This is a genomic window from Corynebacterium sp. 32222D000AT, from assembly GCF_053546955.1.
Genome location: NZ_JBPPVW010000005.1, coordinates 34,630 through 55,175, shown reverse-complemented (window position 1 = coordinate 55,175; position 20,546 = coordinate 34,630). Strand labels below are relative to the sequence as shown.

The 20,546-nt window shown below is 65.2% G+C and carries 19 protein-coding genes, 1 tRNA gene and 1 pseudogene; 15 read left to right on the top strand and 6 right to left on the bottom strand.

The features are described 5' to 3' along the window. Positions 1 to 87: 87 nt before the first annotated feature. Positions 88 to 1,278: pseudogene (locus tag ACEE23_RS04295) on the top strand (ISL3 family transposase); the annotation flags it as partial. Between the two features lie 222 nt (positions 1,279 to 1,500). Here ACEE23_RS04295 and ACEE23_RS04290 read toward each other — a convergent pair. Next, positions 1,501 to 1,585: transfer RNA gene (locus ACEE23_RS04290), tRNA-Leu, on the bottom strand. Between the two features lie 215 nt (positions 1,586 to 1,800). Here ACEE23_RS04290 and ACEE23_RS04285 point away from each other — a divergent pair. From ACEE23_RS04285 to ACEE23_RS04245, 9 genes are all read left to right on the top strand, one after another. Beyond that, positions 1,801 to 2,619, top strand: coding sequence for a DUF3662 and FHA domain-containing protein (locus ACEE23_RS04285; protein ID WP_368521644.1), 819 nt, complete (start codon positions 1,801 to 1,803; stop codon positions 2,617 to 2,619). Positions 2,620 to 2,646: 27 nt separating this feature from the next. Further along, positions 2,647 to 3,108, top strand: a complete 462-nt coding sequence (locus ACEE23_RS04280; RefSeq protein ID WP_290223960.1) for an FHA domain-containing protein FhaB/FipA — start codon at positions 2,647 to 2,649, stop codon at positions 3,106 to 3,108. Next, positions 3,108 to 4,517, top strand: coding sequence for a PP2C family protein-serine/threonine phosphatase (locus ACEE23_RS04275; RefSeq protein ID WP_448871326.1), 1,410 nt, complete (start codon positions 3,108 to 3,110; stop codon positions 4,515 to 4,517). Before ACEE23_RS04280 ends, ACEE23_RS04275 begins: the two co-directional genes overlap by 1 nt. Beyond that, complete coding sequence (locus ACEE23_RS04270) at positions 4,518 to 5,867, top strand: FtsW/RodA/SpoVE family cell cycle protein (RefSeq protein ID WP_368521642.1); 1,350 nt, start codon at positions 4,518 to 4,520, stop codon at positions 5,865 to 5,867. It abuts the gene before it with no gap. Further along, a complete protein-coding gene (locus ACEE23_RS04265) occupies positions 5,864 to 7,315 on the top strand; it encodes a penicillin-binding transpeptidase domain-containing protein (RefSeq protein WP_368521641.1) in 1,452 nt (483 codons plus the stop codon). Before ACEE23_RS04270 ends, ACEE23_RS04265 begins: the two co-directional genes overlap by 4 nt. Then, positions 7,315 to 8,826, top strand: coding sequence for a serine/threonine-protein kinase (locus tag ACEE23_RS04260; protein WP_368521640.1), 1,512 nt, complete (start codon positions 7,315 to 7,317; stop codon positions 8,824 to 8,826). The genes ACEE23_RS04265 and ACEE23_RS04260 overlap by 1 nt, the downstream gene beginning before the upstream one ends. After that, complete coding sequence (pknB, locus tag ACEE23_RS04255) at positions 8,816 to 10,744, top strand: Stk1 family PASTA domain-containing Ser/Thr kinase (RefSeq protein ID WP_368521639.1); 1,929 nt, start codon at positions 8,816 to 8,818, stop codon at positions 10,742 to 10,744. The genes ACEE23_RS04260 and pknB overlap by 11 nt, the downstream gene beginning before the upstream one ends. A 79-nt stretch (positions 10,745 to 10,823) precedes the next feature. After that, on the top strand, positions 10,824 to 11,096 hold the full coding sequence (gene crgA / locus ACEE23_RS04250; RefSeq protein WP_368520625.1) for a cell division protein CrgA: 273 nt from the start codon (positions 10,824 to 10,826) through the stop codon (positions 11,094 to 11,096). A gap of 65 nt (positions 11,097 to 11,161) precedes the next feature. Beyond that, a complete protein-coding gene (locus ACEE23_RS04245; RefSeq protein WP_368520626.1) occupies positions 11,162 to 11,512 on the top strand; it encodes a hypothetical protein in 351 nt (116 codons plus the stop codon). A 363-nt stretch (positions 11,513 to 11,875) separates the two neighbouring features. Here the strand turns inward: ACEE23_RS04245 and ACEE23_RS04240 are convergent, their stop codons facing one another. The 4 genes from ACEE23_RS04240 to ACEE23_RS04225 all read right to left on the bottom strand — a co-directional run bounded on the left by ACEE23_RS04240 (position 11,876) and on the right by ACEE23_RS04225 (position 16,508). Next, entirely contained in the window at positions 11,876 to 12,541 is a 666-nt protein-coding gene (locus tag ACEE23_RS04240; protein ID WP_368520627.1) for a rhomboid family intramembrane serine protease, read from the bottom strand. A gap of 134 nt (positions 12,542 to 12,675) precedes the next feature. Continuing rightward, complete coding sequence (locus ACEE23_RS04235) at positions 12,676 to 13,212, bottom strand: peptidylprolyl isomerase (RefSeq protein WP_368520628.1); 537 nt, start codon at positions 13,210 to 13,212, stop codon at positions 12,676 to 12,678. 58 nt (positions 13,213 to 13,270) lie between these two features. After that, positions 13,271 to 15,532 (bottom strand): 5-methyltetrahydropteroyltriglutamate--homocysteine S-methyltransferase, encoded by a 2,262-nt coding sequence (metE, locus tag ACEE23_RS04230; protein ID WP_368520629.1) that lies wholly within the window; start codon positions 15,530 to 15,532, stop codon positions 13,271 to 13,273. Between the two features lie 37 nt (positions 15,533 to 15,569). After that, positions 15,570 to 16,508, bottom strand: coding sequence for a methylenetetrahydrofolate reductase (locus ACEE23_RS04225; protein ID WP_368520630.1), 939 nt, complete (start codon positions 16,506 to 16,508; stop codon positions 15,570 to 15,572). A gap of 277 nt (positions 16,509 to 16,785) precedes the next feature. On the opposite strand from ACEE23_RS04225, the gene ACEE23_RS04220 reads away from it, so the two are divergent. From ACEE23_RS04220 to ACEE23_RS04200, 5 genes are all read left to right on the top strand, one after another. Next, positions 16,786 to 17,583 carry a hypothetical protein gene (locus tag ACEE23_RS04220; RefSeq protein WP_448871331.1) on the top strand — a complete coding sequence of 266 codons (798 nt, stop codon included), beginning with the start codon at positions 16,786 to 16,788 and terminating at the stop codon, positions 17,581 to 17,583. 215 nt (positions 17,584 to 17,798) lie between these two features. Continuing rightward, complete coding sequence (locus ACEE23_RS04215) at positions 17,799 to 18,002, top strand: hypothetical protein (RefSeq protein ID WP_070767849.1); 204 nt, start codon at positions 17,799 to 17,801, stop codon at positions 18,000 to 18,002. A 20-nt stretch (positions 18,003 to 18,022) separates the two neighbouring features. Continuing rightward, positions 18,023 to 18,553, top strand: a complete 531-nt coding sequence (locus ACEE23_RS04210) for a GNAT family N-acetyltransferase (RefSeq protein ID WP_368520632.1) — start codon at positions 18,023 to 18,025, stop codon at positions 18,551 to 18,553. 49 nt (positions 18,554 to 18,602) lie between these two features. Beyond that, entirely contained in the window at positions 18,603 to 19,472 is an 870-nt protein-coding gene (locus tag ACEE23_RS04205; protein ID WP_448871333.1) for a DODA-type extradiol aromatic ring-opening family dioxygenase, read from the top strand. Positions 19,473 to 19,491: 19 nt separating this feature from the next. After that, positions 19,492 to 20,037, top strand: a complete 546-nt coding sequence (locus ACEE23_RS04200) for a DNA-3-methyladenine glycosylase (RefSeq protein ID WP_368520634.1) — start codon at positions 19,492 to 19,494, stop codon at positions 20,035 to 20,037. Here the strand turns inward: ACEE23_RS04200 and ACEE23_RS04195 are convergent. Then, on the bottom strand, positions 20,034 to 20,516 hold the full coding sequence (locus tag ACEE23_RS04195) for a MarR family winged helix-turn-helix transcriptional regulator (protein ID WP_368520635.1): 483 nt from the start codon (positions 20,514 to 20,516) through the stop codon (positions 20,034 to 20,036). The two genes, ACEE23_RS04200 and ACEE23_RS04195, sit on opposite strands and share 4 nt — an antisense overlap. Positions 20,517 to 20,546: the final 30 nt, after the last annotated feature.

The window sequence follows — 20,546 nt, the reverse complement described above, 5'->3', positions numbered from 1 at the left end:
GAAAGGTACCTCACTTCCCCAGCGAGATGCTGGTTTCAAGGTGTCCACCATCTGGGGGTCAGGTCCCCCGTCGAGCCCATCAATGAATGCCCCACGTGCGGGCAGCCTGGAGTATTCCGCGACCATGTCATCCGCAGCCTGGTCGATCTGCCTATCGTCGGCCACCCAACACGCCTTCATGCGCGCCTTCCACGCTACCGGTGCACCAACAAGCGCTGCTTGCAGAAGATCTTCCGCGCGGGCCTTACCTGCGCGCCCGACAATTCAAAGACCACGGACAGGGTGACCCGCTGGATCCTGCAACGACTCTGCCTAGATCGGATGAGCGTTGCCGCTGCAGCCAAGTCATTAGGCCTGGGGTGGGATACCACCAACGCCTTGGCCTTAGCCGCTGTCCAGGACTTGATCTACAACGACGAGCACTACCTCGACGGGGTCAAGGTCATCGGTGTTGATGAGCATCGCTGGTCGCACAACCGACGCACATGGCGCGACGGATACGTCACCGTCATCGTTGATATGACCGACCACCACGACAAGGATGGAAACGTCATCCGCCCCGCTCGGCTTCTTGACGTTGTCCCAGGCAGAAGCGCTGACGCGTTACGAACATGGCTGAATAATCACAGCGAGCAGTTCCGCGATCAGGTCAAAATCATCAGCATGGACGGCTTCCAAGGCTATGCCACCGCCGCTGGCGAAGTCATTCCCAACGCCACCCAAGTCATGGACCCGTTCCACGTTGTACGCCTGGCCGGTGACAAGCTCACCAAGTGCCGCACCAGGCTCCAGTTAGAAACAACAGGCCGACGTGGCCGCAGCAAAGACCCGCTCTACCGCAACCGGAAAACACTGTTGACCACCGAGCGCCTACTCACCGACAAGCAGCGCGGGAGGCTTGAGGAACTGTTTGACTTCGACGACGACTACGCGCCGCTACAAGAGACCTGGACCTACTACCAACAAGTCATAAGCTGCTACAACAATCCCAACAAGCAAGCAGCCAAGAAAGCCATGAGCACGCTCATTGACACGCTTGTTGACATCAAAGACGCCGGGATCGCTGAGATCGCGCCGCTAGGCAGGACCATGAACAAGCGCCGCAAGGACATCCTCGCCTACTTCGACCACGGAGTATCCAACGGACCTGTGGAAGCGATTAACGGTCGGTTGGAATTCCTACGCGGCATCGCCCTGGGATTCCGCAACCTCGACCACTACATATTGCGGTGCCTGATCCACGCCGCCAACATCCGACACAAAATCAATGCACTCTAAAACCGGAAGAGCCGTTAATCCCATGCTCCGCGGAAAACAACTCATGCTATGGCTTCCGCAACATCGACTACTCCATCAAACCCACGACAGTGGGATTCACACCCTAAATCCTCACACGTGCAATCCTCGGCCCTTAAAAACCGGAAAACGAAAGAAACCGGAGGTAACATACCCTTTCGAGTTTGTTACTTCCGGTGGTGCAGTTTGTTCAACTGCTCGCTGTGCCCGGGGCGGGACTTGAACCCGCACGTCCTATAAGGACACTGGCACCTGAAGCCAGCGCGTCTGCCAATTCCGCCACCCGGGCTGGGTATTGTCTGTCTTGGCGACTAGATAAAGATAGCACGGCATACCCACATACTTACAAATCCGCAGCTAGTGCACGGGAAAATGAGTGAGATCTACGCATCAATTGTGGGAACTTTTCGGGCTCCGGCTACGTTTTAGTGCTATACGCGGCCTATAATGGTTGAGGTTTATTACCAGAGCCGAATACATCCACGTTTGAAGGAGGACCGCAGCATGGCACTCATGGAAAAGCTTGCCAAGTTTGACTCTGCCCTGCAGCGCGGACTGGACAACGGGATGGCCTTCGTCTTCGGCGGCCGCGTTGTGCCCGCCGAGATTGAAGAGCTGCTCAAGCAGGAGGCCCAAGACAACCTCACGCGCGGCGAGGACGACAACCTCTACAGCCCCAATGTGGTGCTCGTGGGGGTCAGTTCCAAGGACCTGGAAAACCTCTCGCAGGATCCGCACATCCCGCAGAACCTGGCCGACCAGCTGTCGCGGTTCATCCGCAACAGCGGCTGGGGTCTGGCGGGACCCGTCATCGTTCGCATCGCCGAAGAATCCGGACTCCGCACCGGCCAGTTGCGGGTTTCTTCGTTCATTGACCATGAGCCCGAGGAAGAAACCGGGTTCGACGCCATTTTCCACGAAACCGAAACCCAGGAGAACCAGATGAACAGTAATTCTGCTGACGAGGCCGCCACGACGACCTTTATCCGCCCCGAGCCCGAGGACGCGGAACCCGCTGCCAGCGGTCCGAGCGTGAATCTTCTCCTCCAGGACGGCTCTTCGCGGACCTACCACATCCACGAGGGATCCAATATCATTGGACGTTCCAACGATGCCGACTTGCGCCTGCCGGACACCGGGGTCTCCCGCCAGCACGCCGAGATCACCTGGAACGGCCAGGACGCAGTCTTGGTGGACCTCCAGTCCACCAACGGCACCACGGTCAATGACACGCCCATCGAGAACTGGCTGCTGGCCGACGGCGACGTCATCACCCTGGGGCATTCGCACATCGAGGTGCGAATCACCGGGCTGGACAATTAAACCCCAATAATTTTTAGGAGGTCACCGATGGATTCATTCGTGCTACTCGCGCTGCGAATCGGCCTGTTGGTCTTACTGTGGCTGTTTATCCTGGTGGCCTTGAATGCCATGCGGCTGGATGCCAACAAGGCGGCCCGCACCGGCGGAAGTAGCGTCGGCCCCGTCGCCGCGGTGCGCCGGAAGGACCGCAAAGAAAAGCCGCGCCACATCACCGTGGCCGAAGGCCCGCTGCAGGGCTCCCACATGGCGCTGGGCACCCTGGAGGACATCACGCTGGGGCGCGCGCAGGACTGCGACTTCGTCCTAGGCGACGACTTCGCCTCCTCCCACCACGCGCGCCTATTCCGTCGCGGTTCCCAGTGGTTCGTGGAAGACCTCGAGTCCCGCAACGGCACCTTCGTCGCGGGAACGCGCATCGACCAGGCAGAACGCATCGAAGTGGGAACGGATATTAAGATGGGTCGCACTATCGTAAGGCTGGTTGCCTAATGCTGAAACTACATTTCACCGCCGCTTCGGACCGCGGCTTGGTCCGCAAGAACAACGAAGACTCGGCCTACGCCGGGCCTTATCTTTTAGTCCTGGCGGACGGGATGGGCGGTCACGCCGCCGGCGAGGTCGCCTCCCAGCTCATGGTCGAGCACCTGGAGCACCTCAACCGCGACCCAGAAGACAACGACATGCTGGCGCTTTTGGGCGGCGCCGCTAACGACGCCAACGCGTCGATCGCCAACCACATCAAGGACCACCCCGAGACCGAGGGCATGGGCACCACCCTGACGGCCATGATGTTCAACGGCACCCAGTTCGGCGTCTGCCACGTGGGCGACTCGCGCGGCTACCGCCTGCGCGACGGGAAGCTGACCCAGATCACCAAGGACGACACCTTCGTGCAGTCCCTGGTGGACGAGGGCAAGCTCGATCCGAGCGACGTGTCCTCCCACCCGCAGAAGTCGCTCATCCTCAAGGCATATACCGGCCGCGCGGTGGAACCGACGCTGTTCATGCTGGACGCGCAGCCCGGCGACCGGCTGCTGCTGTGCTCCGACGGGCTCTCGGATCCCGTCACGGCCTCCACCATCGAGGACGCCCTCAAGCAGGGCACCGTGGAAGAAGCCGCCCAGCGGCTGATCGAACTCGCGCTGCGCTCCGGCGGGCCGGACAACGTCACCATGGTCATCGCCGAGGTCGTCGAAAGCGACGAGGCGCCGGCCGAGCCGGTGGCGGTGGGTGCTTTGGCCGGGGATACCCCGGAGCCGACCCACCCGGATTCGGCGGCTAGCCGCGCGGCGGCCCTGGAGCGTCGCCCCCAGGTCATCGAGCCGCACACGAACAAAGCCGCGGGCCAGCCGCGCGAGACCTCCGCGCCGGCCCGCCTGGTCACCGAGGAAGAAGCCGCGGACGAGGAGCCCGATCGCCGCCGCAAGAGCTCCCGCGGCACCTGGATCGCCACCACGGTCGTCTTGGCCGTGCTGATCGCCGCCATCGCCGGCGTCGGCGTCTGGGGCAAAAACTACCTGGACAACAACTACTACGTCACCACCGCCGGGGCGAACGAGGAGATCCGGCTCGAGCGCGGCGCCGACTTCTCGGTCTTCGGGAAGGACCTGCACGAGACCTACCAGGTCGCCTGCCTCGGCAAGGACGGCGCGCTGCGCCTGAGCAACGGCTCCTGCGACGCCGGGTTCAGCCCGCTCAAGGTCGAAGACCTGCCGGCCACCGAGCGCGGCGTGGTCCACAACCTGGATTCCGGCAGCTACGACGAGGTCCAAGGCCAGCTGACCCGGCTGGCCGATAACGCCCTGCCGGTCTGCCGCGATAAGGCGGACAACCAAGATGACAAGAAGGACAATGGCTTCCGGCGCGAGCCGGGCGTGAACTGCCGGGAGGTGAACTAGATGCTGAAGCAATTTGTCGGGCGCACCACTGAGCTGTGGCTGCTGGTAGCGGCCACAGTGGTCTTCGCGATCACGCTGGTGAGCCTCGAGCTGTCCCAGGGCAATATCTTGTCCGTGGACGTGCTCTACCTCATCGGCGGCTTCATCGGGGTCTTCGCCGTCGCCCACTGGGCGCTGTGCCTGCTGGCCCCGCACTCCGACCAGATCATGCTGCCGGTCACGGCGGTGCTCAACGGCATCGGCCTCATCATGATCCAGCGCCTGGATCTGGCCTTGGGCCGCGACCTGGCCGTGCGGCAGGTGATGTGGACCATCGCCGGCCTCATTTTGTTCATCGCGGTGCTGGCCATCGTGCGCGATCACCGCTCGCTGACCCGCTTTTCCTACCTGCTGGGTCTGGTCGGCCTCGTCCTGCTGGCGCTGCCGCTGGTCTGGCCGCAGCCGGCGCAGGCCGACGCGCGCATCTGGATGAAGATCGGGCCGTTTTCCATCCAGCCGGGTGAGTTTTCCAAGATTCTCCTGCTGCTCTTCTTCGCCATGCTGCTGGTCCAGAAGCGCTCGCTGTTCACGGTGGCGGGCTACCGCTTCCTGGGCCTGTCGCTGCCGCGCCTGCGCGACCTCGCGCCCATCCTGGTGGTCTGGGGCATCGCGATCGTCATCATGGGCGTGTCGAACGACTTCGGCCCGGCCCTGCTGCTGTTCTCCACGGTGCTGGGCATGCTCTACATGGCCACGGGGCGCGTGTCCTGGCTGGCCATCGGGGTGGTGCTCGTGGCCATCGGCGGCTTCGGGATCGCGCAGATTTCCACCAAAATCCAGGATCGCTTCTCCAACTTCCTGGACCCGCTGGGCAACTACGACAGCAACGGCTTCCAGCTGTCCCAGGCGCTGTTCGGCATGTCCTCCGGCGGGATCACCGGCTCCGGCCTCGGCCAGGGCTACCCGGACATCATTCCGGTGGTCTTTTCCGACTTCATCATGGCCGGCATCGGCGAGGAATTCGGCCTGATCGGCCTCGCCGGGATCCTGATCCTGTTCGCGCTGCTGGCCTCCCGCGGTTTTCGCACCGCTCTCAGCGTCAAGGACTCCTACGGCAAGCTGGTAGCGGCCGGCCTGTCTCTGACCCTGGTCATCCAGGTCTTCGTCGTGGTCGGCGGCATCTCCGCACTGCTGCCGATGACCGGCCTGACCACACCGTTCATGTCGGCCGGCGGTTCCTCGCTGATGGCTAACTACATCCTGTTGGCGCTGCTGCTGCGGATCTCGAATTCCGCCAACCGCCCGGCCGAGAAGGCCCAGGCCGACGCCGGCACGTCCTTGTTCCCCGCCGTTTCGGAGGCTCAGCGATGAATAAGACCATTCGCTTTACCGCTATCTTCTCCCTGATCTTGACCGCCATCCTGCTGGTCAACCTCACGGTGGTGCAAGCCTTCAGCGAGGACAAATACGCCAAGAACCCAAAGAATATGCGGGAGTTCTACCAGCTGCAGACCATCGCCCGCGGGCAGATCTACGCGGGCAACACCGTACTAGCGCAGTCCGTCCCGGACGGCAACGGCGACGGCGGGGAGGACAAGACCTACTCGCGCATCTACCCGACCCAGTCCCCCGCCTTCGGTCCGGTGACCGGGTACCTGTCCTCCCAGTTCGGCGCGTCCCAGCTAGAGTCCTCGCAGAACGAGATCCTCAACGGCACCGATGATTCGCTGCTGAAGCAGAACTGGCTGGACAAGCTGACCGGCGAGCAGCCGGACGGCGCCAACGTCGAGGTCACCATCGATCCGCAGCTCCAGCAGCTGGCCTACGATCAGCTGGTGGCCCCGGGCTACCAAGGCTCGGCGGTCGCGCTGCAGCCGTCCACCGGGCGCGTGCTGGCGATGTCCTCCTCGCCGAGCTTCGACGCGAACTCCGTGGTCGGAGATCCCAACGCGGAGGAGAACTGGGCCGCGCTGCAGGAGGCCGACGGCGCTCCCCTGCTCAACCACGCCACACAGGAGACGCTGCCGCCAGGCTCCATCTTCAAGATCATCACGACCGCCGCCGGTCTCAACAACGGCTTCACGCCGTCGTCGACTCTGACCGGCGCGGCCTCGATCACGCTGCCAAACACCACGACCCAGCTGACCAACTACGACAAACAGGCCTGCGGCGGCGCGGACTCGGTGACGCTGCAGACGGCTTTCGCCCTGTCTTGCAACACGGCCTTCGTCGAGATGAGCGAGGGCATCGGCGCCGACGAGCTGCGCAAATACGCCGAGGCCTTCGGCGTGGGCGAAAACTATGACCTCGGGGTGGACACCTCCCCGGGCAACCTGGGCGAGCTGCCGGATGCGGCCGCCACCGCCCAGTCGGTCATCGGCCAGCGCGACGTGACCATGTCCGCCCTGCAGGCCGCCATCATGGCCGGCACCGTAGCCAACGAGGGCAAGCGCATGGAGCCGCGCCTCATCAAGCGGATCACGGATTCGCAGATGCAGGAGGTCCGCGAGATCAAGCCGAAGGATGCCACCGAGGCGATTACCCCGGAGACGGCCGCGATCTTGCGGGATCTGATGTTCGCCTCCGAGCGAGCCACGTCCGGCTACGACGGCAATTCCTTTGCTTCCAAGACCGGTACCGCTGAGCATGGCGATGGATTGCCCCCGCATACGTGGTATGTTGCATTCGATCCGGACCGCGATATTGCCGTGGCCGTGGTGGTCAAGGACGGCGGCAACCTGGGCCAGTCCGCCACGGGCGGCCAGGTGGCCGCACCGATCGGGCGCGCCATGCTTCAGGCCTACGGAGGGGAGCAGTAATGAACCACGCCGATAACCAAGAACGCTTCCAGGCGCTCATCGGTGATGATTACCGCCTGCAGTGGGTCATCGGGCACGGCGGCATGTCCACCGTGTGGCTGGCGGACGACGTCCGCAACGACCGCGAGGTCGCCATCAAGATCCTGCGCCCGGAGTTCTCCGACAACAACGAGTTCCTCTCCCGCTTCCGCAACGAGGCCGAAGCGGCCGAGTCCATCGATTCCGCCAACGTCGTGGCCACCTACGACTACCGCGAGATCGATGATCCGGTGGGCACGACCTTCTGCTTCATCGCCATGGAATACGTCCGCGGCGAGTCCCTGGCCGACATGCTGGCCCGCGAGGGTTCCCTGCCGGAGGAGATGGCGCTCGACGTGATGGAGCAGGCCGCCCACGGCCTGTCCATTATTCACCGCATGGGCCTGGTGCACCGCGACATCAAGCCCGGCAACCTGCTGATCACCCAGAACGGCCGGGTCAAGATCACCGACTTCGGCATCGCCAAGGCCGCCGCGGCGGTCCCGCTGACCCGCACCGGCATGGTGGTGGGCACCGCGCAGTACGTCTCCCCCGAGCAGGCACAGGGCCGCGAGGTCTCCCCCGCCTCCGATGTCTACTCGCTGGGCGTGGTCGGCTACGAGATGCTGGCGGGCCACCGCCCGTTCACCGGGGATTCCTCGGTCTCCGTGGCGTTGGCGCACATCAGCCAGGCACCGGAGCCGCTGTCGACGAATATTTCCGCGCCGGTGCGCGAGCTGGTGGGCATCGCCCTGCGCAAGGACCAGCACACCCGCTACGCCGACGGCAACGAGCTGGCCAACGCCGTCTCCGCCGTGCGGCTGGGCAAGCGCCCGCCGCAGCCGCAATCCGCGGCCGTGGCCCCGATTGCCACCGAGCCTTCGCCGACGGCCTCGACCCAGATGCTGGGCGATACCGCCAACCCGACCACGGTGCGCCCGGCCCCGGCCCCGGTCGCGGACACGCGCGACAAGCACCTGGCCCAGGAAAAGGCCCGCGAAAACAAGCGGGCCCGGAAGGACAAGAAGAAGGGCTCGGCGGGGGCGAACTTCGGCATCGGCCTGCTCATCGCCCTGATCGTCGTCGCGCTGGTCGGCGGCGGATTCCTGCTGGCCCAGCAGCTGGCCGGCAACCGCGGTTCCAGCGAACCCACCAGCACGCCGCCGTCGGTCGTGACCGAATGGGTGGAGCCGTCCACGGAGGAAGCCGCGACCGTCACCGAGACGGAGGTCGAGGAGCCCGAAACCTCCCGGACCGAGGAGCCGGAGCCGGAGACCCGCGAGCGCACGGAAACGCCCACGCCGCGTCCGACCACGCACCGCGAGCAGCCGACCACGCAACAGGACACCCCGACGCCCGAGCTGCCGGAGATGACGGAGGCCCCGTCGCTGCCGACGGAGGAGCTGGAAGAAAACATCGAGGACCTATTCAATAACTCGCCGCAGGCGTCTGATTACACCAACCAAGGGGGTGGAACCACCAATGCTGGGTGATCGTTACGAACGCGGTGAACTCATCGGTTCCGGTGGTATGTCCGAGGTCTACGCGGCCCAGGACACCATGCTGGGCCGCGAGGTGGCCATCAAGATGCTGCGCCCGGAGATGGCGCACGACACCAATTTCCGCGAGCGCTTCCGCCGCGAGGCGCAGAACTCGGGCCGTCTCAACCACCCGAATATCGTCGCCGTCTTCGACACCGGCGAGGTCGAGGACAACGCCCTGACCATCCCGTACATCGTCATGGAGCTGGTCCACGGGCGCACCCTGCGCGACATCTTCCGCGCGGACGGGCCCATGGCCCCGGAGCAGGCCGCGGAGATCCTGACCCCGGTCGCGGATGCCCTGCAGGCCTCCCACGAGGCCGGCATCATCCACCGCGACGTGAAGCCCGCGAACATCATGCTGACCAACACGGGTCAGGTGAAGGTGATGGACTTCGGCATCGCCCGCGCGCTGGACGACTCCACCTCCGCCATGACGCAGACCTCCGCGGTGATCGGCACCGCGCAGTACCTTTCGCCCGAGCAGGCGCGCGGCAAGGCTGCCGATGCCCGCTCCGACGTCTACGCCCTGGGCTGCGTCATGTACGAGGCCGTCACCGGCCGCACCCCGTTCGAGGGCGAGACCCCGTTTTCCGTGGCCTACCAGCACGTGCAGGAAGATCCCATTCCGCCGTCGGAATACCTGGATGATTTCATCACGCCGACCGGGCGCGTGAATGTGGACGCGGTCATCCTCACCGCGATGGCCAAGCACCCGGCGGATCGCTACCAGTCGGCCCACGAGATGGCCGAGGACCTGCGCCGCCTGGCCCACGGCAACGTCACCCAGGCGGCCCGCGCGCACGTCGAGCCCGAGGCCGAAGCGCCGGCCGCCTCCCACCGCGCGCCGGTGGCCGATACCCGGCCGGCTTCCCACGCCGCGGAGGAAGAGGAGGGCACCAGCGCCTGGATCAAGTGGCTCACGGCTCTGCTGGCGCTGCTGCTTATCGGCGCTATTGGCTATTTCGCCTGGGACTACCTGAAGCCTTCGGAGGCCCCGGACGAGCCCGCGCAGACCGCGGAGATGGTCGAGGTGCCGGAGGTGGAAAACCGTCCGCGCGCCGAGGTCGTCCAGGAGCTCGAAGAGCTGGGCCTGCAGGTCTCGGTCAACGAGGAAGCCCACCCGGAGATTGAACGCGACCACGTCATCCGCGTGAACCCGGGCCCCGGTTCCCAGTTGCAGAAGAACGCGACCGTGACGCTGACGGTCTCCTCCGGTAAGGAGATCACCGACGTCCCGGAGGTGACCGGCTTGGATCTGGAGTCGGCCTCCCGCGCGCTCGACGAGGCCGGTTTGACCCTGTCCGATGACATCACCGAGGAAGACTCCGAGGACGTCCCGGCGGGCCAGATCATCTCGCAGTCGCCGGCCCCCGGTTCCCAGCTGTCCAAGGGCTCGAAGGTCAAGGTAACCGTCTCCCAGGGGGTCAAGCAGGTGCGCATCCCGCGCCTGACCGGCATGGACTGGGGCGACGCCCGCCAGACCCTGGACTCCCTGGACGTCGAGCCGCAGCTCGAGCTGGTCGACTCCGAGGAACCGGAAAACCGCGTCCTCGAGGTCCAGAGCGAGGGCCGGGAGGTCGACGCCGGTAGCACCGTGGTGGTGCGCGTGTCCAACGGCATGCTCATGACCGCGCCGGAGCTGACCCGCAAGACCGAGGACGAGGCCGTCGAAGCCCTGCGCGAGGCCGGCTGGGAAGGCAACGCCCAGGACCTGCGCGTCGGCCCGCCGATCGGAACTGGGGCCGCCGTGGACTCCGGCAAGATCGGCTGGGCCTCCGTTTCCGCCGGGGACACCATCCGCAAGGACACCAAGGTAGAAGTCCGTTATTGGGAGTTCAACCTGGAAACCCTCGTCACGGGCCGTTAGCCGTAGCGCTGCTAGACTGTGGCGCAACACTAGCCCGGCCCGAATCCGCCCCGCCCGCACACCAAAGTTAGGAAAGAACATGCCAAAGGCCAAAATTTCGAAGAACGCCCCGATCAGCTCGACCGCCAGCTCGTCGGCGAACCGCACCCCGGTCAAGATCAACTCGGAGGGCACCTCCAAGTGGTACATCGTGCTGATGCTCGGCCTGATGCTCATCGGGCTGGCCTGGATCGTGGTCAACTACCTGGCCGGCCAGCACATCCCGCTCATGCAGGAGCTCGGCCCGTGGAACTACCTCATCGGCTTCGGCCTAGCCATCATTGGTCTCCTGATGACCATGGGATGGCGCTAAGCTTTTGCCCCGAAGGCGGCCTTTGGCCGCCTTTTTTCATGCCTTTTTCACGTAGTCTTTTGCGCATGAGCACTAACCGCGAATATCAGATGGACTACGACTGGCTGTGGGACAATCCCCCGCACAACGACGGCACCCCGGCGACGGTCCGGCTCGTCGTCACCGACGGCGAGCGCGATAGCGCCCAGGCCGCGCTGGCCGCCTTCCTGGACAGCCTGGAGCGCACCGAGGACGGCGCGTACGTCTCCGGCGGGTGGGTGGCCGCTGTCCGCTCCCAGGAGCCGCTGACCGTGGACATCACCTCCGGCGGCGAGGACGTCGCCGACGGCATCCAGGACGGCACGGAGCGCGCGTACGAGTACTTCGGCCGCGGCACGGATCTCGGCCTGCGCTGGACGCAGCTGCCCCGCCTCTGAGATTCTCCACCGCAAAGTTCTCCACAGTGTCCCCAAGTTTTCCACCGGGGCACTCACCTGCGCTTTTGTAAATTACAATAGTGTAAGCAGGGCTTTTACTGACACCGTTGGGTAAAAAGTTATCCACAGGCTGGGGATAAAAGTGTGAAAATCCGTAATTCACAGAATTTACCACAGCCTGTGGATAACTTTTTTCCCCGTTTCCACACCGGTTTAAAATTTCGAAAAATGATCGCTACGCTGGGATTTGTCATTCGAAAAACACACAAGCGTTCGGAAATTACAAAAATGTAGTTATCCACAATGTGGACAACCGGTGTGAAATCTTTTCGAACACTTGCGCGCGTGGATAACACGCCGCACCTATCCCCAAAGGCCTGCTCGCGCCACCAATAACACGAATGCCGCCGCCGTAGTCGCTGCGACACCCCAGCCGGAGACTTTGGGGTTCCGGGCCGCCACGCACAGGGCCAGCACCACGCCCACCGCGACGCCGCCCAGGTGGCCCCACAGGGACACGCCCGTGGCCAGGAAGGTGTAGGCGATGTTGACCACCACGAGCACGATGGGCGCGCGCAGATCGGTGCGCCTTTGGTAGTTCACGGCCACCAGGACCACCATGAGGGCGAAAAGAGCGCCGGAGGCACCGGCGGTCGGCTGAGTGAAGGCCATCCACACGATGCTGGCCGAGGCCCCCAGTACCGCCGCCAGGTAGACCAGGGCGTAGCGCGCCGAGCCCAGGTAGGTCTCGATCTCCCTCCCGATAAGCACCAGCAGGAACATGTTCACCGCCAGGTGGCCTAGCCCCAGGTGCATGAAGGCGCTGGTGACCGCCTGCCAGTAGTGCCCGGCGGCGAATTCGGGGCCCCAGAGGCTCCAGCTCATCGCCAGCGTGGAGTGGTAGTAGCTGTCGGTCACAGACCGGGACTGGACGGCGGTGGCCAGCCACAGAGCGCAGTTTGCGGCCACGATCCAGGCGGTGACCGGGGCGGTGCGGTAATAGGAACGCAGGTGCTGTTCGAAAGTCATGGGTAAAACGAGGGCTTTCTGTGAAACCAAGGGGCGAAAACGCGAAAGGCTAGGACGGGGAAGGCTAGGAGGAAGGAGATAGCAAAAAGCCCGCCCGGCCGGCTGATGCGGCGGGGCGGGCGGGAGCCTAAGGCTTAGGCCTCGGCGATCTCCACGGATTCGATGACCACGTCTTCCTTCGGGCGGTCCATGCGGTCGGTGTCGACCTTGGCGATCTTGGACACGACGTCCTGGGACTGGGCGTCGGTGACCTCACCGAAGATGGTGTGGTGGTTGTTCAGGTGCGGGGTGGCAGCCACGGTGATGAAGAACTGGGAACCGTTGGTGCCCGGGCCAGCGTTGGCCATGGCTAGCAGGAACGGGCGATCGAACTGCAGCTCCGGGTGGAACTCATCCTGGAACTGGTAGCCGGGGCCGCCGCGGCCGGTGCCGGTCGGGTCGCCGCCCTGGATCATGAAGTTGTCGATGATGCGGTGGAAGATGGCCCCGTCGTAGAACGGGCCGGACTGCTCGCCCTTGGCGTTCTGGGTGGCGTATTCCTTGTCACCCTTGGCCAGGCCGATGAAGTTTTCTACGGTAACCGGCGCATGGTTACCGAACAAGTCAATAACAATGTCACCCAAGTTGGTGTGCAGAGTTGCTGTAGCGGTCTTCTGAGTCATGCCCGCCATTATAGATAATGAAGCAAGGGCGCGCCGCGTGCGGCGGCACGCCCTCAGCGATCGCGGGCTAGACCACGGCGTCGCGCGCGCGGACCATGTTGCGCAGGGAGGCGGTCGTCTCCTCGTAGCCGCGGGTCTTCAGACCGCAGTCGGGGTTAATCCACAGGCGCTCCGCCGGCACGTTCTTCAGCGCCGCGCGGATGAGATCCGCCATCTCCTCTACCGACGGCACGCGCGGCGAGTGGATGTCGTAGATGCCCGGCCCGATTTCGGAGTGGAACTTCTCGTCCAGGTCCTCGAGCAGCTCCATGCGGGAGCGGGCCGCCTCAATGGAGGTGACGTCGGCATCGAGCGCCGCCACGGCGTCGATGATCTGGCCGAACTCGGAGTAGCACAGGTGGGTGTGAATCTGCGTGGTGGGCTGGGCTTCAAGCGCCACCAGGCGGAAGGCGCGCACCGCCCAGTCCAGGTACTCGGCGCGGTCCTCCGCGCGCAGCGGGAGCAGCTCGCGCAGGGCCGGCTCGTCGATCTGGATGATCCCCACCCCGGCGTCCTCCAGGTCCCGGACCTCGTCGGCCAAGGCCACGCCCAGCTGGTCCGCGGAGACCGATTGCGGGACGTCGTCGCGCACGAAGGACCAGGCCAGGATGGTCACCGGGCCGGTGAGCATCCCCTTGACGGGGCGCTCGGTCAGCGACTGCGCGTACGAGGTCCACTCCACGGTCATGGGCGCCGGGCGGGAGATGTCCCCGACGACTATCGGCGGGCGGGTGCAGCGGGAGCCGTAGGACTGCACCCAGCCGTTTTCGGTGACCACGAAGCCGTCGAGCAGCTCCGCGAAGTACTGGACCATGTCGTTGCGCTCGGCCTCGCCGTGGACCAACACGTCCAGGCCCAGTTCCTCCTGCAGGGCTACCACGCTGGCGATTTCCTGCTTGAGGGCGTCCGTGTAGGCCGCGTCGCTGAGCTCGCCGGCCTTGTGCTTCGCGCGGGCCGCCCGGATCTCCGGCGTCTGCGGGAAGGAGCCGATGGTGGTGGTGGGCAGCTTTGGCAGCTTGAGCAGTTCCTTCTGGGCGCGGTTGCGCTCGGCGAAGGCGGGCTGCCGGCTGACGGCCCCTTCCGGCAGGGCCGCGGTGCGGGCCTGCACGTCCGCGTTGTGGGTGCGGGTGGATTCGGCGCGGGTGCGCACGGCGCGGTCGGCCTTGGCAAAGGCCTGCGGGGCCGCCTCCGGCCCGGCGGCGAGTGCGACGACCTCGGCGATCTTCTCATCCGCGAAGGAGAACCAGCCGACCACGTCCACGGGCAGGTTCTTTTCGGCCTCCACGGTGTGCGGCACGTGCTGCAGGGAGACCGAGGTGGACACCGATACCCCGGGCAGGCGCTCGAACTTCTCCCGCAGGTCGTGCAGGTTGGCCGCCCAGACATTGCGCCCGTCCACCAGACCGGCGACCAGGTGGGTCTTGGCCGCCAGCTTTGCCACCCGGTCGAGGTAGCCCGGCTCCTGGACGAGCGTGCCCACGCTGAGATCCACCTGCACGGCCTCCGGGGCCAAATCCTCCAAGACGTCGAGGCTCGCGCGGGCCGCGCCGTACGGGGTGGTCAGGTAGACGTTCGGGCGGGTCTGCGTGCCCAGGATGGCGCGGTAGGCCGCGGCGAGGTGGGCGGCTAGTTCGGCGTCGCTGGCCACCGCCAGATCCGCCACCACGGCCGGTTCGGCCAGCTGGACCCATTCCACGCCTTTGACGTGCAGGGCGGCCAGCAGCTCCTGGTAGACGGCGACCAGCTCCGGCAGGCGCTCCAGGGGCTGCTTAGTCGCGCCCTCGGCCGGCTTAGACAGGGCCAGCAGCGTGACCGGGCCGACGAGGTAGGGGCGGACGGTGTGGCCGGCCTGGCGGGCCTCGTCCACCAGCTTGAGCAGGCGGTCCGGGTGGGCGCTAAAGCCCTGGTCGTCGGCGATCTCCGGGACGATGTAGTGGTAGTTGGTATCAAACCACTTGGTCATCTCCAGCGGGGCCTTGTCGGTGTTGCCGCGGGCGAGGGTGAACTCATCGTCCAGCGTCAGCCCCGGCACCGCGCCGACGGTCAGGGCGGTTTCCAGCACTTGGTCGTAATAAGCCACGTCCGCCGGGATGGCGTAGTCCTCGTTGAGGCCCAGGTCCTTCAGGCGCGCGTAGGTGTCCAGGCGCAGCGAATGGGCGGCGGATTCGAAGCTGGCCTCGTCGATGCGCCCGGCCCAGTAGGCCTCGAGGGCCTTCTTGAGCTCGCGGTTCGCACCGACGCGGGGATAGCCCTCGATGGTCGCGGCGGGGAATTTCTTCGGTGAAGTCATGGTGGTGTTCTCCTTAAGTTTTCGTTCTGATTACGGTTTAAGCGGCGGCGATGCCCACCCGGTCCAGCAGGTCCTGGGTCACGGCGGCGTTGTTGTGGGTATAGACGTGCAACCCACCCGCGCCCCCGGCCAAGACCTCGCGGGCCAGCTGGGCGGTCAGCTCCAGGCCGATCTCGTGCTCCTCGGCCGGATCCCGCGCCTGGGCCAGGCGGTTAACGACGGACGCCGGAACGGGCAGGCCGGTGAGCTCGCCCATGCGCGCCAGACGCTTGGCGCTGGTCATGGGCATGATGCCCGGGATAAGCGGGATGTTCACCCCGGCCAGGTGGGCGCGCTCGGCGAAGCGGTGGTAATCGTCCGCGTCGAAGAAGAGCTGGGTGATGGCGAAGTCGGCGCCGCAGCGCTGCTTGGTCAGCAGGACGTCGATGTCCTCGTCGGCGTTGCGGGATTCGGCGTGCCCCTGCGGGTAGCAGGCCACGCCCACGGCCAGGCGCCCGGCGGCGAAGCGGGCGGCCTGGGACTGCTCCCACTCGCGGACCAGCCGCACCAGGTCGTCGGCGTGCGGCAGGTAGCCCGCCGGCAGGCTCGTCTGCCCCGGGGCGAGGTCGCCGCGCAGGGCCAGCAGCCCGCGCACGCCGGCATCGACAAGCGTGTCGATCCAGTCGATGAGCTCCGCGCGGGTGCCGGCGGTGCAGGCCAGGTGCGCGAGCGGGCGCATCTGGGTGCGTTGGGCGATGCGCTCGATGAAGGCGGCGGTGCCGCGCAGCCACCCGGAGCGCTGGGAACTGGTGACCGCGATGTAGTCGGGGCGGTAGGAGCTCAAGACTTCGAGCAGGCCGTTGACCTTGGCGGCATCCGCGTCGTGGCGGGGCGGGATGACTTCGAAGGAGAGCGCGGTGCGCTGGGGCGCCGGCGCCGGGTAGACCTGCAGTTCGTTTTGGTCTAGTGGCGCGGAAGCGGATATCCGGGGTACCACGGCGACCTCCTCTGCTGGTAGTGGGCGTTTGCTTAGCGAGAAATGTACCAAGCTGTTCATTTTTCGCACCAGCCCTTTTCAAACGTAATACCTTTAAAACCGCACTACCTGTAGCAATTTCCGATTTTCAGGTGAATAAAACGGGGCCCGAAATGAACCAAGCGGTCTACCTCCGGCTGTGGTCTCGCCCCCTCCTATTGCCGCCCCACCCAAAAGTTAACTACGCTGGACTAGGCTGGAATAAGAACGATTAATAAACCTTTACCTAGGAGAAACCATGAATCTTGGCAGCTTGAACGTGGCCTACCGAGTCGGTTCGTCCCTGTGGAACCAGTTCGCTGAATTCCGGGACGAAAAGGCCCGCCAGGCTTACGACGCTCTGGAGGAGGCCGCGGACAAGGTGGACAACCACACCCAGGACTGGTTCCCCGAGTCCCGCAAGGAAGCCGGCCGCGTGACCCAGGCCGCCCACGCCCGCCTGGAGCGCGCCCTCGAGGACATTAAGTCCCAGGCGAACGACGCCCAGGATAAGGCCAAGGATAAGACCGAGACCGCCACCGCCAACCTGCGCAAGTCCGCCACCGAGGCCCGCAAGAAGTCCCAGAAGAAGGCCGACCAGCTGGAGCGCCGCGCCCAGGACTCCCGCAAGAAGGCCACCAAGGCCGCCAAGAAGGCCCGCAAGCAGGCCGCCAAGAAGCAGAAGAAGCAGCAGCGCTCCGCGTTCTGGCCGATCGCGGCGGTCGTGGCCGCGGTGGCCGCTATCGGCGGCGGCGTCTACTACTGGCTGCGCCGCAACGACACCCCGTCGGAGCAGCCGCCGCGCGTCGAGGAATTCGGCGGCAACGAGAAGACCGCCGGCTCCACGCTGGTCTACACCTCGACCACGGAGAAGCCGGTGTCCACCCAGGTGGAAGAAGGCGTGGTCGACCGCGACGAGGAGCTGCTCGGCTCCCTGGACGCCCAGCTGGCTAACCACCAGGCAGAGACCGCTGAGCGCCCGGAAGAGGACACCGCCCGCCTGACCGACGACTCGGATAACGAGGGCAAGCACCGCCTGCGCGAGGACGAGGACTAGTCCTCCCCTCACCCCCGCGGCTTCCGCCACCCCCGCGAAGTGGAGTACATGGTTGTACTTACTTTCGGGGGTGGCTTCTTTATTGCATAGATCTCATTCGGACCTTCTAATTAGATTCTTTAGCGCCCCGGACAGTAATTTATGGAGAACAACGTAAATTTATGGAGAACAACGTAGTGCACTTCGATCGGTCGGGAGCAAGGAGCTTCAACTACATGAGTATTGAATCTTTGACGGTAAAGCTTACTAACGGGGAGACTTTTTATTTTACCGCGGGGCCGATAGTCGGGGATCCGTCTAACCGGGTGGAAAACCTGCGTTTCGCGATTGAGAACGACACCGTGTTCCGCTCCGTGGACGAGTCCGGGGTGGCCCGCGAATTCGCTGGCCACGAGGTGGCCAACTACCACCTGGCCTAGCGCGGCCTACAATGGCGCGCATGGACTCTCAGACACAGGATGACAAGCTAAACCAGAACTCTGACCAGCTGCAGATCGAGCTGCGTGCGACCCAGGAATCGGATCGCACCTACATCGCGCGCCTGAATTTCCTGACCGACACTTTCGGGGACGAATTCGGCGAGATCTCTGAGCATTTCGATAAGGATTACGAGTACTACGTAGCGGCGTGGAACCCGAACGAGGGCGGGTTCATCGCCTGGGACGCCTGTGTCCCGGCCGGGGGTGTCTGGCTGATGTGGGGCACGGAGGAGAGCCACGGCTTCGGCCACGCCGAGGAGGGCATCCCGGAGCTCGCGCTCGCGGTGGAGGGCCGCTACAAGGGCCAAGGAATTGGCACCTCGCTCATCCAAGCCGCCACCGAGCTGGCCCGCAAACTGGGCACTCCCGGCATCTCCCTGGCGGTGGATCCGGACAACCCCCGCGCCCACCGGCTCTACCAGTACCTGGGCTTTGAGCACGAGGGCGAGCGCAACGGCCACCTGGTTCTCGTCAAACGCTTTACAGATTAAGTATTCGTGGGCTAGACTTACTTTACGCTTTAAGTAAAGGAGAGTCCCCATGCCCACCCTCGCCGAAGAATTCAACCCCGCCCGGCCGGCCGGCGCCATCTACGATCTGCGCGAACGCGCCCTCCCCGAGACCCACCTGCACCGCCGGTGGGAGCCGGCCGACGGCCCCCTTCCTGCCCTGTTCATTAGCCACGGCGCCCCGCCGGCGCTGGGCAACCACGGCTGGATGAACGACCTCTACGACTGGTCGCGCTCCCTGCCGAAGCCGCGGGCCATCGTGGTGGTCTCCGCGCACTGGGAAAACGCGCCAGTGGCCATCAACGCCACGGCGGCCGACGCCCCGCTCTTCTACGACTTCTCCGGCTTCGACCCGGAGTACTTCACCCTGCGCTACCCCACCCCGGACGCCGGCGAGCTCGCCCAGCGCGTCGCGGGCCTGCTGGGTTACCAGCCCGTCCACCAGTTCGCCGATCGCGGCTTGGACCACGGCGCCTTTATCCCGCTGATGGCCATGTACCCGGCCGGCGACGTGCCCGTCGTCCAAGTCTCCATGCCCAGCCTAAACCCGCAGGACCTGCTGGACCTGGGCGAGAAGCTGCGCCCGCTGCGCGCGGAGGGCATCCTGGTCATCGGCAGCGGCTACATGACCCACTCCTTCGCGGTCTTCCGCAACCCCGAGCTCTCCGGCCACCTCGACGCCTTCGACGAGTGGGCCGCGGCCAACATCCACTCCGGCAACGTGGACGCCCTGACCGACTACCTGCACCAGGGCCCGGGCGCGCGGATTGCCCACCCCACCGCCGACCACTACGTCCCGCTGCTGCTGGCGATGGGCGCGGCCAACGACCCCACCAGCGCCCGCACGGTCTTTACCCGCAAGGGCCTGGGCAACCACATCCGCTCGATCGAGGTCTACTAGCCGCTATTAGTCTGGGGCCATGATTGATTTTTCCGCCCCCGCCGACGTGGTCGCCCCGCAGCTTCTGGGCTGTATCTTTCACTTCGGCGGCGTGGCGGTCCGGCTCACCGAGGTCGAGGCCTACCTGGGCACCGAGGACCCCGCAGCGCACACCTTTCGCGGCAAGACCCCGCGGAACGCGACCATGTTCGGCCCGCCGGGCAGGCTGTACGTCTACGCCTCCTACGGCATCCACCGCAACGGCAACATCGTCTGCGCACCGGAAGGCACCGGCCAGGGTTGCCTGCTGCGCGCCGGCGAGGTGGTCGCCGGCACAGAACTGGCCTATTCCCGCCGCGGCGAGACCGATTTCTATAACCTCGCGCGCGGTCCGGGCAACCTCGGCCAGGCCCTGGGCTTCACGCTCGCGGACAACTCCTCCCCCGTCGAGCTGGAGCCCCGCGCGGCCGAGCCCGAATGGGTGGCCGGGCCGCGGATTGGAATTTCGAAGAACCAGCAGGCGCCGTTCCGCTTCTGGATCCCGTGGGATAAAAGCGTGTCCCGCCGGCGCGGCTACCCGGCCTAGAAGCGCCCGCCGAAGCGGGGGTCTTCCTCGATGGCCTTAATAATGCGGTTGTTAACCTGCGTCATGGTGCGGATCTGGGAGCGGGTGAGCTTGTCCGCGACCACCGTCCGGGCCTGGCGGGCGTGCCCCGGGGCGCTGGCGACGACCTTGTCCCAGCCGGGATCGGTGAGCTTGGCAAAGGTGGTGCGCCCGTCGTTGGGATCCGGGAAACGCTCGACCCAGCCCTTCTTCTCCAGCCGGGTGACCACCTGGCTCAGGCGCGACAGGGAGCCGTTGGCCGTGATCGCCAGCTCCCGCATGCGCATGCGGCGCTCGGGGGCCTCCGACAGCCGCGACATCACCGTGTAATCGAAGAAGCTCAGTCCCGCGTCCTCCCGCAGCTGGGCGTCGAGGACAGCAGTCAGCCGGATGTTGACGGCCATGAGGGACATGAAGGCTTCCAGCTCTTCCTCGTCGAGCCACTGCGGTTCTTCGTTCATGCACCGTATTGTAGTCGGGAAACACAACGC